Genomic DNA, 12,047 nt, shown 5'->3' on the forward strand with positions numbered 1-12,047 from the left:
CCACAAAAGCCCATCGCCACAAATGCGGGGTTAACCCCGCTCAACCACCACCGCACTCATCGACGGCCTGGCCAGCGCGTAATAGATCACCCCCGGCACCAGCAGCCCGACGATCCAGGAAATATCCACGCCGCCCAACTGCGCAACCATCGGCCCGGAGTAGAAATGGGTGTCGACAAAAGGTAGCTGGATCAACACGCCGATCACATAGACGCTGATCCCCAGCACGTTCCAGCGACCGTAGCGGCCGTTCGGGTCGGACAGCGCCGGAACGTCGTAACGCTCCTTGTTGATGAAGTAGTAGTCCACCAGGTTGATCGCGCTCCACGGGGTGAAGAACGTCAGCAAAAACAGGATGAAGTACTTGAACGAGTTGAGGAACGAGTACTGCCCCAGCAACGCCAGCGTGGTGGACGCCGCGACGATCAGCAGCACAAACAACATGCGCTGGCGGGCGGTGATTTCCAGGCGACGGCGAAAGCCGCTGATGATGGTGGCGATGCACATGAAGCTGCCGTAGGCGTTGAGGGTGGACACCGTGACCTTGCCGAACACGATGCTCAGGTACAGCAAGGACGCGATCACCCCGCTGCTGCCCAGGCCGACAATGGTCGCCACTTCATGCCCACGGAAATTCGCTCCGGCCAATGCGGCGGCAAACACCCCCAGCACCATCGAAGCCTGGGCCCCCAGCACTGTGCCGAGACCGACGGCGGCGAAGGTTTTCCACGACGAAGTCTTGCTCGGCAGGTAACGCGAGTAGTCCGCCACATAAGGACCGAAAGCGATCTGCCAGGACGCCGAGAGCGACACCGCCAACAGGAATGTGCTCCAGCTGAAATGACGGTTATCGAGCAGCAGGCCGATGTCGTTGAGGGTCATCAACCGGGTGAACAGGTAGGCGAAGGCGATGATGCCCAGCACGCTGGCCACCCGTCCGACCAGGTGAATCACCCGATAACCGAAGATCGTCAGGAACGCGATGCTCGCCGCGAAAATCAGGATGCCGGTGCTGTCGCTGACACTGATCAACTGCGCGATCGCTTGCCCCGACAACACCGCGCCGGTGGCGCTGAAACCCAGGTACATCAGGCACACAAGGACAATCGGGATCGCCGCGCCATACACCCCGAACTGCACGCGACTGGAGATCATCTGCGGCAAGCCGAGCTTCGGCCCTTGCGCCGCGTGCAGCGCCACCACGGCGCCGCCCAATACCTGCCCGATCAACAAGCCGATCAGCGACCAGAACACATCGCCGCCCAGTACCACGGCGAGGGCGCCGGTGACGATGGCGGTGATTTGCAGGTTGGCGCCGAGCCACAGGGTGAACTGGCTGTAGAGACTGCCGTGTCGCTCAGCCTCGGGAATGAAATCGATCGAGCGGGTCTCGACCAGGGGACTGCGTTGCGCACTCATGACGGTGTTTCCTTTGAGGAACTGTTTTTGTTGTCGAGGTTGAACTTAGAAGGCCTTGGTGGCGCTGGCTACAACGGTCGCCGAGCACAGGTCGTCATAGCCGTACCAACTGCTGCACTCGCTTTTCGACAAGTCGGTGTCGACGTAGCTCAGGCCCCAGGTCACGCCGACGAAGTCGCGGGTCAGCTTGGCTTCCCATTCGTAGTAAGACTCACGGTTATCGCCACTGGCGGACCAGAACGCGGGGTCATTCACATCGTTGCGGCCAAAGCGCAGGTCGAGGCCGACTTCGGCCGGCAGATTGATTTTGTAGCCCAGGTAGGTGTAGAGGGTGTCCTGGTCCTCGCCGAAGAAGTTCGGCGTGTCCTTGGAGTAATAGGCACCCAGTTTCACGCCGTACAGGTCGAGAACGGCGTACGCCTCGCTGAGGTTGAATTCGGAATTCTTCGGGTAGTCGTACTTGATGTAGCCCAGGTCCAGGCTGATCGCGTCCGTCGCCTGCCAGTAATAACCCGCGTAGTACTCAAGCTCCTGCCGGGTATCGAAGCCGCCGCCGAAATCCACGTTGGAGGTCCAGGCGCCGATGTACAGGCCACTGCTGTGCAGCAGCGTTGCGCCGCCCTGCACCGCCGGATCGCCGAGAGTTTGCGAGATGCCCCGGGTGCGGTAGTCGCTGACGACGCCCAGGGTCATGTCCAGGCTGAAGTCATCGTTGAGGGCCAGGGCGTGGCTGGTCAGGGGGGCCAGTGCCAGCGCGGCGAGGGTCAATGCTGAAAGTGCGTTCATACAGTTCTCTTGTTGTTATGGCGTACGGAGGAATTTCAGGCATGGCGATGCCGTGCCCCTCGCGTTACGAGGGGCTGGCAGTTTTGTGCATGTGTCGGGTTTTGCGCAGGTCAGGACGCGGGGGCGTACACCTGCTTGCCGGCGAAGAAGGTGTTCAGGACTTTGGTTTCGAACAGGTCGTCATCGCTGACCTTGAACACATCGCGGTCGAGGATGATCAGGTCAGCCTGCTTGCCCGGTGCCAGCGAACCGATCTGCTTGTCCAGGCGCAGGGTTTTCGCGGCGTTGAGGGTGTAGGCGTAGAACATGGTCTGGCGGTCGATGCTTTCCTTGGCATTGAGTACGCCCAACGGACCTTTGCGCGTACTGGCCTGGGCAATGGCGTTGAACGGATTCGGACTGGACACCGGCCAGTCGCTGCCACCGGCAATCGTCGCGCCGGCGTTATGCAGGGACCGCGCGGGATACTGGTAACCGTAGGCAAAGGCGCTGATGTAAGGCTTGACCAGTTCGACGGTGTAGGACTCACCGGTGGCCCACAGCAATTGCATCGAGGCGATCACGCCCAGCTCCTTGAAGCGTGGAAACTCCTTGGGATTGACCAGTTGCAGGTGCGCGACGCTGTGGGGTACAGGCGTCGGGCTGAGCTTGCGCGCATACGCCACGCCATTGAGCGCTTCACGTACCGCGCGGTCGCCGACGGCATGCATGTGCACGATCCAGCCGCGTTTTTCCGCCGCCACCACCAGCTCACCGAAGTGCGCCGGGTCGGTCAGCAGTTGCCCGTCCTTGTGGCTGTTCTTGTACGGCACGATGACCGCAGCGGTCTGCCCCGGGTATTCGAGAATGCCGTCGACGAACACCTTGATGCCGGGGAACGTCAGGTTCGGCACGCCCTCGAACTGCTTCATCACCGTGGCGATCACCTCCAGGTCGGCAGGTTTGCTCTTCGGGTTGGTGACCATCAACGCTGCAACGTGGGCACTGAGTTCGCCGTTCTGCGCCAGTTCCTTGTACAGCGGCAGCACGCCGACACTTTCCGCGGTGGCATGGAAATCGAACAGCGAATCTTCACTGCCGCCGTTCGCCGCCGCGTCCATCCAGGCGGTGACGCCGTATTGATTGTTGACTCTCACCGCCTCACGCGCGGCCTTGAGCATGGCCTCCGGGCTGGGCGCCGGAATACCGTTGCGCACCACGTCCCAGCGGGATTCGGCAAAGTAGCCGTTAGGGGTGAAGTCCGCTTCATGGCCGATGTAGCCGCGTTCTTTCTCCGGCAGGCTCTTGACCAACGCCGCGTCGATGTTCAGACGCTTGAGCATCGCGTTGTTGGCCCAACCGGTGTGGCCATCGATGCCACTGAAGACGATCGGCTGATCGGCCCAGCGGCCCTGGTTGAACACCTTGCCCAGTTCACGGCTTTTTTCCCAGTAAGCCGAGCTGACCCCGGCCACGCTGATCACATCACCGGCCCGGGCACGCCCGGCCTTGTCCTCTTCGATCAGCCATTGCTCGAGTTCCGGCAAGGGTTTGACCTCGTCCAGCAGGTTGGCCTTCATGCTGTCGAACGCGCCCACCACCGGATGGCTGTGGGTGTCGATCATGCCTGGCATCAGCACCTTGCCCGCCAGGTCGATGCGCTGGGTCTTGGCATCGGCCAGGGCATTTATTTCGGCATCGCTGCCCACTTTAAGAATCTTGCCGTCTTGCACCGCAACAGCCTGCACCAGCGCCTGGCCGGGTTCGGCGGTAAAGACCTTGCCGTTGAACAACACCAGGTCGGCGGCGGCCATCGCCTGCACCGAAGACAAGGCCAGCGCGGCGGCCAACAGGTTTGGAATCAATCGCATCGGAACGCTCTCTGGTTTTTATTGGGCGGAACGGGAAGTAACAGTCTGGGAAACCACGTTTGGCGCAAGCCCGAGGAACGGCGCCTTGGCCCACACGACTTTGCCGCCGACCAGCGTCAGCAGTACGTCGTTGCGGGCCAGTTCCTCCTCGGGCACCTGCATGAAGTTCTTGTCGAGCACGATCAGGTCAGCGAACTTGCCGACTTCGACCGAGCCCAGCACCGCCTCCAGCTTCAGCTGTTCGGCGGCGCTCAGGGTGATGCTGCGCAGCACTTCGGCTCGCGACAGGGCCGGATCGGCGTTGAGACGCCCGGCATATTTGGGCCCATAGCTGTGCGGATTGGTCGGGTCGCCGGAACGGGTGACACCGACTTTCAGCGCCAGGAACTCGTCAAGGGGATCGACCGGCCAATCGCTGCCGAACGCCACTCGGCCGCCGGCATGGGCGATGCTGCCGGAAGGCTCCATGCGCTCGAATCGCTCGGCACCGAGGTGATCGCTGGTACCGTCGATGGTGGACGGGGCCTGCTGCGCCCACTGGAACGACATGGTGGCGGTGACGTCCAGCGCCTTGAAACGTGCGTAATCGACAGGGTCGACTGACTCGGCGTGCGCGATGGCCGGGCGGAAATCCGTACCGGGCAGTTCTTTGCGCACATAGGCGACGCTGTCCAGTGCATCGCGCACCGCGCGCTCGCCGGTGGCGTGCAGGTGCGGATCGAGACCGGCCTTGACAGCTTGCAGCACCAGCGGGTTGAGCACCTGCGGCGGGAAGTACAGCTCGCCCAGGTTCTTGCCCGGCGTCCACTGCGGCGCCTTGTCGGTGCCGCTGTTGTGCAGGTACGGGGTCAACATGGCGCCGGTGTCCGCCGGGGCATTGATGATGCCGTCCATGAACAGTTTGACGTGGCGCATGCTCACGCCCGGCGCGACCTTCACGTCGCCCTGGTCGTAGGTGCTGGCCAGGGCCTTGGCCTCGGCGATGGTTTTCACCGGGTCGGCAGCCGCGGCGGCCGGGTCCAGCTTGATCGCGAGCAAGGCCCGGGCGCTCAGTTCGCCGGACTTTTGCAGGCTGGTGAAGGCCTTGCCGTTTTCCGGCCCCGCCAGCGCATCGAAGAAACTGGTGATGCCTTGCTGGCGCATGGCGTCGAGGGCCGCGCGCATCTGGTTGAGTTTTTCCGCGTCGGTCGCCGGCGGCACCACGGCGGCCAGCGATTCGGCGGCGCCGTCTTCACAGATACCGTTCGGGTTGCCGGCGCTGTCGCGGCGGTATTTGCCGTCTTCGGGGTCGACGGTGTTCTTGTTGATGCCGGCCAGTTCCAGGCCGCGGGAGTTGGTCAGCACGGTGTGGAAGTCGGTGGAGCGCACCTGGATCGGACGCTTGGTCTTGAGCGCGTCCAGGGTCGATTTGTCGGCATCGCCGTCGAGCCCGGTCATGCCCATGCGGTCCCAGCTGCCGACTTCCAGCCATACGTCCGGGCCCTTGTCCTTTTCAGCATCGAGGCAGGCCTGGATGCTTGCCTGAAACTGCGCGCGGGTCATGGTCTGGTATTTCAGATCGCACAAGGTCATGGCGCGACCGCCATCCCCCGGGTGCATGTGCGCATCGACGAAGCCCGGCATCAGCATGCGCCCGGCCAGGTCGATCAGTTGTGTCTGCTTGCCGATGTAGCCGTCGACCCCGGCATCGCTGCCGACGTAGACGATCTTGCCGCCCGAAATGGCGATGGCCTGCTGCACGGAATTCTGGCCATCGACCGTGTACACGTAGCCATTGCGCATGACCGTGTCGGCGGGTGTCGCCGCCAACGCCATGGCGGAAAATGTCGTGGTCGCCGCCATGGCGACAAAAAGCCTGGAAAGTCTCAAATGCCTCACCCCTGTTCTTATTGTTTTGAAGCGGCCCGAAGCGACTGCGCCAGCCCCTGATAGACAGGGCCTACCCTATAGGGCGCAGCGTTCGAATGGACCTCTGCAAATGAGGAGGGGTAAGGCAAATAATTGAAACGACTGGGATTAATCCCGGCGCACGGGCTCCGTCAGCGCGCCCGGCGAACGCAGGACAGAGCCCAGTTCCACCTTGCTTTTCACCCCGAGCTGCAAGTAGCAATTGCGCAGGTAGGTGCGCACGGTAGACGGGCTCAAGGCGAGCATCCGGGCGATCTCCTTGTAGGAGTGGCCGGCGGCGAACAGCATCGCCGCCGTGCGCTCCCGAGGGGCCAGGCCGTCGCCGCCCGAGGGTGCTTCGAGGGACAGGATGACGTGTTCGGCGTTGGGGCTCAGGGTCAGGGCGCAGCGGCCCAGACGGATCACGCAGGGAGCCTTGGACAATTGCGCGATCACCTCCGGTGGCAGCGTGGAACCGCCCCAGCCGGGCAGTTCGCGCTGGATGGCGACGCACAACCTGGCCCCCACATAGAGCAGACTGCCGTCCATGCGCGCGACGCCAAAATCACTCGCGGCGTTTTCGCTGTCGAAGCGAATCATGTCCTGCACCTGGAACCGCCACAGCTGGAACAGGTGATCGCAGAACGCCAGGAACAGCTCGGCTTCGTTCTCCTCGAACGCCTGCTCAGCCTCCCCCCGGTAGAGGCAGACGAAAAACATCAGGCCGCTTTCGGGCAATTCGTAGGTGATGCTCATCAAGTGATAGAGATCGTAGCGCCGGGCGAAATCGTTGACTGCCTCGCAAGGGTCGGTGAAACCCTTGTCGCGCACCACTTCACCGGGATGATTGAGCGTGGCGTAGGAGAACTGATCGTTGGCCGCCACTGGATGCCAGTCGGCGGCAAAGGACTCAGGAAGATTGATGCTGCCATGCATCCAGCTTTGCATGGGCACCTCAGGACCTGGTGCAGACATTTCGCCCCACCAGGCAGAGGCGAAGGGCACCAATTGACCGAATGCCTGCAGACCATCGACGATGAACCGCGACGCCCCGCTCTCGCGCGCCAGCCGCCCCAGGTGCAATACGCAATGATTGAACGCCTTCAGCGTGGCCAGCGAGCTGTTGTCGTCGAGTTTGCTTCCCTCCTCCATCATGGCGATCCCGTTCACTGCATGGTCTGTTGCCGGGACGATGCCATAGCGCCGGGAAGGGCGTCCAGTTCGCCGTGACATCAGCAGTTACAAACAACCACTCAACCGTATAACTGCGGCCTGCGGTCGAGATGCAGGTCATTGCGCGCGCTGATGCGTTTGTTGCGCGCCTCGGCGAGGTTCAGCGTGGCCAGCAACATCTGCTCGCCGCCCTGCTCCGCCGGCCCGGCCAGCGGGTAGCCGTCGGCATCGACGATGACCGAACCCTGCACCCAGCCGACACCGCGCTCATGGCCATAGCGGTCACAGGCGGCGATGAACATGCGGTTGACCGAGGCATTGGCCTGCACCCGCAGCACTTCGGCCGGGCGCTCGGTTTGTGGCCGCGGGCCATCGGGCCAGTTGACCGGCGCGCACAGCAGATCGGCCCCGGCCAGCGCCGGAAGACGCACCCACTCGGGGAACTCCAGGTCGTAGCAAATCAGCATGCCGAGCCGTCCATGCAGCGTTTCGACCACGGGCGGCGGCGCATCGCCGGGCGTGAAGATGTCCTTCTCGGCGTCCCACAGATGCGCCTTGCGGTACACCGCGCGCAGGCCATTGGCGTCGATCATCGCCGCGCTGTTGGCCAGCTCGTCACCGGGCAGGCGCTCGCAGAAACCGCCGACTATCACCAGGTTCAACTCACGGGCCAGGGCCTGCCACAGTTGCAAGGTCGGACCGTCAGCGGTTTCCGCCAGGCTCAGCGCTTCAGAGCGGTCGGCAAACAGATAGCCGCTCTGCACCAGTTCGGGCAACACCACGACCTGCGCGCCCTGCAAGGCCACCTGGCGAATCGCGCGTTCGGTGAGCGTGCGGTTGTAGGCCAGGTCGCCGATTTTCGGTGCCAGTTGGCAACAGGCGACCACGGTATTTTTAACGCTGCTCAACGTCCTGCCTCCGCAGATGAATGGGTCATGGCGACGATGTCGCTTTCGCTCAGCGCATCGATCACCCGGCGTTCGGCGGCCAGATCGATCGAGCGACTGAGCAGGTAATAGGTCAGCCCCGCCACCACCAGGCCCACCAGCCAGGCGATGTCTACGCCTTCGAGCACTCGCGCCAGCGGCCCGACGAACACCTCTTTGCCGGCGGCGGCATCGAAGATGTAGAAGAACGGCACCATCGCGGCGAAGCCGATCAGGTACGAAACGATGCCGCGAAATTGCCAGGCGCCATAGATGCCCTTCGGCGTGAAGAAATGCGGGATCGCATAACGGCCCTTGCGCACGAAGAAGTAGTCCACCAGGTTGACGGCGGTCCACGGCACGAGGAAGTACAGCAACAGCACCAGGAAGGTGTTCAACAGCGCGATGCCGTCACCTTTGATCGACAGCACGCAGGTCAACAAGATGGCGCTGATCACACTGATCGACAGCACCCGGGCGCGGGGCGTCGGGGTGATTTTCTTGATCGAGTCGACACCGGTCAGCAGCGTCAGCATGGCGCTGTAGGTATTGAGCGCGATGATCGGCAGGAAACCCGCCACCGAGACGATCACCAGCAGATTGCCCAGCCCCGGCACCATCGAGGAGCCGACCTGGTTCAACGCCACCAGCGCATCCGCCGCCTTCAGCTCCTGGGCCAGCCAGGCGCCGAGGCCGATCATCCAGCTTCCGGACAACGAAGCGCCGATAAACACCGCCGCGATCAGTTTCGCCCGACTGGTGTTTTTCGGCAGGTAACGGGAATAGTCGGACACGTAGGGTGCATAGGAAATGTTGTAGCTGGCGCCGATGGCGAACAGCGTGGCGAAGGCCACCCAGTTGAAGCCCAGGTCGGTAGCCGGGGTGACGCCTTCGGAACCTGCGCCGAACATCAGGGCGATGGTCACCAGGGCGTACAGCGGCAAGGTCGCCAGCAGGGCCCACTTGAAGGCCTTGTGCATCAGGTCGTGGCCGTAGATCGACAACAGCGCGCCAACCAGCACCACGGACACGGCGACGATGGTCGGGTCGATGCCGAACACATGCTCAAGGCCGTTCATGATCAGCGAGATGTTGACCACGTTGAAGCCGACGAACACAAACATCGTCGCCATCAATGCGAGGATCACCCCGCGATAGCCGAACTGGGCGCGGGACTGGATCATCTGCGGCAGGCCCATTTCCGGGCCCTGGGAGCCATGGAACGCCATGAAGATGGTGCCGAACATGATACCCAGCGCACCGGCCAGCATGGTCCACAGCGCCGACAAGCCCAGGCTCGGGCCGACAAAGCCGATGGAAATGGTGAAGAAGTGGAAATTGCCGAGGAACCAGAACGGGCCCTGGCTGCTGAGTTTGGCGTGGCGTTCGTTTTCCGGAATGTAATCGATGGAGTGGCCTTCGATGGCCAACCCGCCGCTCGCCTCGGTGGCGTGCGCAGACACTGGGGAACCTGACATACGATTGTTCCTATGCTGTTGTTTGTTGTTTTTGTGGGCACAGCGCTCGCTACGACGTCCGGATCGGGTGAAACTCCATAAAAAGCTGACGATGACGCTGGTTTCACGGCAATGTAGGGCGTGAGTCCGGGCAATAAAATATCGCAGGCACACTGTTCACATAGATCGGCATCTATGTAAGCGAGAATCGGGAGCCCCCATGCTGGGAACTGTAACGGAGCTGGATCTGCGTCTGATCCGGGTATTTCTGACCGTCGTCGAAGCGGGCGGTATCTCGGCGGCGCAAACCGCCCTCAACACCACGCAACCCACCATCAGCGCACAACTGGCGACGCTGGAAGCCCGGGTCGGTTTCCGTCTGTGCGAACGCGGGCGCGGCGGGTTTTCGGTAACGCCCAAAGGCACGCAGTTCATCGACGCGGCTCGGCGCTTGCTGGCCGCGGCCGAGGGTTTTCGGGTCGAGGTGCAGCACATCAATCGCAAAGTCTCGGGCAGCATCAACATCGGCCTGCTGGGGCAAATCGATCCGGTGGCGAACAAGAAAATCGGCCAGGCCATTGCTCGTTTGCGGGCGCGGCACGAGGGGCTGTACTTCCATTTCACCGAACTGTCGTCGTCGCTGCTGGAAGAAAAAATCATCAACGGCCATATCGACCTGGCCATCGGTTACTTCTGGCACCGCTTGCCCAACATCGATTACTTCCCGCTGTTCCCGGAAACCCAGATTGCCTATTGCGCGCCTTCGCATCCGCTGTTCGACCAGGTCGGCGCGCTGACCCGCGAAGATGTCAGCGGGTTCGACTGGGTCTGGCCGAGCCATCCGCTGCCGGAAATGCCGGCGCCCACGTCGATCGAGCGCCTGACCGTACTCACCGACAGCATGGACGGCGCGGCCCTGCTGATCCTGTCCGGCCAGCACCTGGGGTTTCTGCCGCAGCACTACGCGACCCGGCATGAACAGCTGGGCCAGTTGCACCCGCTGAACCCGGAGCTGCTGCGTTATGAGGTTCGTTTTCATGCGGCGGTGCGGCATTCGTCGCGTCAGAAGGATCTGGTGAGTGCGTTCCTGAACGAACTGATCGAGATTTTCGGACCGGCGTAGGCCAGTCATCACCGAGCGCTGCGTTCAACGCTGGCTCAACCGCTATATAGTTTTGTATATTGCGATACTTGTTTTTCACAGATCGCCCCATGAGCCGTATTCGCCAGCACAATCTGCACCTCATTCTGGAGGCCGCCAGCGCCGAGTTCGCCGCCAAAGGCTTCGACGGCACGCAAACCCGCGACATCGCATTGCGTGCCGGGGTGCCAAAAGCCAATCTGTATTACTACTTCCAGACCAAGGAGAACCTCTACGCCCAGGTGCTGCTCGGCTTCGTCCAGCCGTTGCTGGATGCGTCAGCGGTGCTGCGCGAGAGCGACGACCCGGTAGCAGGGTTGCAGGCCTACATCAGCGCCCGTATCCGCATCGCCCGGGAGCATCCGCACATTGCCAAGGTGTTCAGCGGCGAGTTGCTGCTGGGGGGCAAACAGTTGCCCGAGGAATGCCGCGACCTGCTGTACGCCGAGGCCCGGCGCAATGTCGAATGCCTGCGCGGCTGGATCGATCGGGGCCTGATCACCCCCGTCGACCCGCAGCACCTGATGCTGTTCATCTGGTCGGCGACCCGGACCTATACCAACCTGGGTTGGCAGATGGCGCGCATCACCGGATGCGAGACGCCACAGGATGAGGATTACGCCAATGCGGCGGCGACCATTACCCGGCTGGTGCTGGGCGGCGTGGTGCCGCCTGCGGTGGGGGGTCCGAAATTGATGCTGGCTGTAAGGACGCCATCGCGGGCAAGCCCGCTCCCACAGTAATCCCGGTCGTTCGCGGATTTTGCATACACCCACCAACCCCTGTGGGAGCGGGCTTGCCCTCGATGGCGGTAGGTCAGCCGATATCAATGTTGAATGTGCTCCCACAGGGGGGATGTGCTGGTTTCAGAAGTGGATGTCCTTGGCCGGCTCTACGTCGATCCGAGCCACGGACCCGGTCAGGTGCGCCAGGTCCTTGTTGTGCTCGGCGATGATGTCTTCGGCGGTCAGGTTGCCGTTGTCGACGGTGGAATGCGCGTCGCCCGCCAGCACCACGTCGTAGCCCAGTTTCAGGGCCTGGCGCACGGTGGCGTTGACGCAATAGTCGGTCTGCAGGCCGCAGATCACCAGGCGTTCGAAGTCCTCTTTCGGCAACAGTTTTTGCAGGTTGGTCTGGTAGAACGAATCCCCGGTGGTCTTGCCCACGCGATGATCCTTGGGTGAAGTTTCCAGCCCTTCGGCCAGTTGCCAGCCGGCAGCGCCATGCGCCAGCGGACTGCCCGCTTCTTCATGCTGGATCAGCACCACGGGCACTCCCGCCTTGCGCGCCCGGGCAGAAAGATCATTGATGGTGTTGATGACCCGTCCAATCTCGAAGCATTCGTACTCCCCGGAGCACAAAGCCTGCTGGACGTCGATGATTAACAATGCTGCGGTCATGATTTCCT

General features: G+C 62.4%; 10 protein-coding genes. 2 read left to right on the forward strand and 8 right to left on the reverse strand.

Annotation, left to right across the window (positions count from 1 at the left end):
- Positions 1-30: 30 nt before the first annotated feature.
- From AB4O16_RS06020 to AB4O16_RS06050, 7 genes are all read right to left on the reverse strand, one after another.
- Positions 31-1,419, reverse strand: a complete 1,389-nt coding sequence (locus AB4O16_RS06020; protein ID WP_460157297.1) for a purine-cytosine permease family protein — start codon at positions 1,417-1,419, stop codon at positions 31-33.
- A 45-nt stretch (positions 1,420-1,464) separates the two neighbouring features.
- Positions 1,465-2,205 carry a TorF family putative porin gene (locus tag AB4O16_RS06025; RefSeq protein ID WP_460157298.1) on the reverse strand — a complete coding sequence of 247 codons (741 nt, stop codon included), beginning with the start codon at positions 2,203-2,205 and terminating at the stop codon, positions 1,465-1,467.
- Between the two features lie 110 nt (positions 2,206-2,315).
- Positions 2,316-4,055, reverse strand: a complete 1,740-nt coding sequence (locus tag AB4O16_RS06030) for an amidohydrolase (protein WP_160390048.1) — start codon at positions 4,053-4,055, stop codon at positions 2,316-2,318.
- An 18-nt stretch (positions 4,056-4,073) separates the two neighbouring features.
- On the reverse strand, positions 4,074-5,870 hold the full coding sequence (locus AB4O16_RS06035) for an amidohydrolase (protein WP_160390099.1): 1,797 nt from the start codon (positions 5,868-5,870) through the stop codon (positions 4,074-4,076).
- A 201-nt stretch (positions 5,871-6,071) separates the two neighbouring features.
- Entirely contained in the window at positions 6,072-7,094 is a 1,023-nt protein-coding gene (locus AB4O16_RS06040) for a helix-turn-helix transcriptional regulator (RefSeq protein WP_460158038.1), read from the reverse strand.
- Between the two features lie 101 nt (positions 7,095-7,195).
- The gene (locus tag AB4O16_RS06045; protein WP_460157299.1) at positions 7,196-8,023 is read right to left on the reverse strand and encodes a nitrilase family protein; all 828 of its coding nucleotides are present in this window, start codon (positions 8,021-8,023) and stop codon (positions 7,196-7,198) included.
- Complete coding sequence (locus AB4O16_RS06050; RefSeq protein WP_460157300.1) at positions 8,020-9,519, reverse strand: purine-cytosine permease family protein; 1,500 nt, start codon at positions 9,517-9,519, stop codon at positions 8,020-8,022. The genes AB4O16_RS06045 and AB4O16_RS06050 overlap by 4 nt, the downstream gene beginning before the upstream one ends.
- A gap of 199 nt (positions 9,520-9,718) precedes the next feature.
- Here AB4O16_RS06050 and AB4O16_RS06055 point away from each other — a divergent pair, with 199 nt between their 5' ends.
- Positions 9,719-10,621, forward strand: coding sequence for a LysR family transcriptional regulator (locus AB4O16_RS06055; protein ID WP_160390045.1), 903 nt, complete (start codon positions 9,719-9,721; stop codon positions 10,619-10,621).
- An 89-nt stretch (positions 10,622-10,710) separates the two neighbouring features.
- Positions 10,711-11,382 carry a TetR family transcriptional regulator C-terminal domain-containing protein gene (locus tag AB4O16_RS06060; protein WP_460157301.1) on the forward strand — a complete coding sequence of 224 codons (672 nt, stop codon included), beginning with the start codon at positions 10,711-10,713 and terminating at the stop codon, positions 11,380-11,382.
- 123 nt (positions 11,383-11,505) lie between these two features.
- Here the strand turns inward: AB4O16_RS06060 and AB4O16_RS06065 are convergent, their stop codons facing one another.
- Positions 11,506-12,039 carry a cysteine hydrolase family protein gene (locus tag AB4O16_RS06065; RefSeq protein WP_460157302.1) on the reverse strand — a complete coding sequence of 178 codons (534 nt, stop codon included), beginning with the start codon at positions 12,037-12,039 and terminating at the stop codon, positions 11,506-11,508.
- Positions 12,040-12,047 lie beyond the last annotated feature (8 nt).

It is taken from the genome of Pseudomonas sp. S2_H10 (assembly GCF_054668285.1).

Excerpts from the sequence above, each read along its gene's own strand:
- AB4O16_RS06065 (WP_460157302.1), bottom strand. The coding sequence starts at position 12,039 with ATGACCGCAGCATTGTTAATCATCGACGTCCAGCAGGCTTTGTGCTCC.
- AB4O16_RS06020 (WP_460157297.1), bottom strand. The coding sequence starts at position 1,419 with ATGAGTGCGCAACGCAGTCCCCTGGTCGAGACCCGCTCGATCGATTTC.
- AB4O16_RS06050 (WP_460157300.1), bottom strand. The coding sequence starts at position 9,519 with ATGTCAGGTTCCCCAGTGTCTGCGCACGCCACCGAGGCGAGCGGCGGG.
- AB4O16_RS06025 (WP_460157298.1), bottom strand. The coding sequence starts at position 2,205 with ATGAACGCACTTTCAGCATTGACCCTCGCCGCGCTGGCACTGGCCCCC.
- AB4O16_RS06030 (WP_160390048.1), bottom strand. The coding sequence starts at position 4,055 with ATGCGATTGATTCCAAACCTGTTGGCCGCCGCGCTGGCCTTGTCTTCG.
- AB4O16_RS06055 (WP_160390045.1), top strand. The coding sequence starts at position 9,719 with ATGCTGGGAACTGTAACGGAGCTGGATCTGCGTCTGATCCGGGTATTT.
- AB4O16_RS06040 (WP_460158038.1), bottom strand. The coding sequence starts at position 7,094 with ATGGAGGAGGGAAGCAAACTCGACGACAACAGCTCGCTGGCCACGCTG.
- AB4O16_RS06060 (WP_460157301.1), top strand. The coding sequence starts at position 10,711 with ATGAGCCGTATTCGCCAGCACAATCTGCACCTCATTCTGGAGGCCGCC.
- AB4O16_RS06035 (WP_160390099.1), bottom strand. The coding sequence starts at position 5,870 with ATGGCGTTGGCGGCGACACCCGCCGACACGGTCATGCGCAATGGCTAC.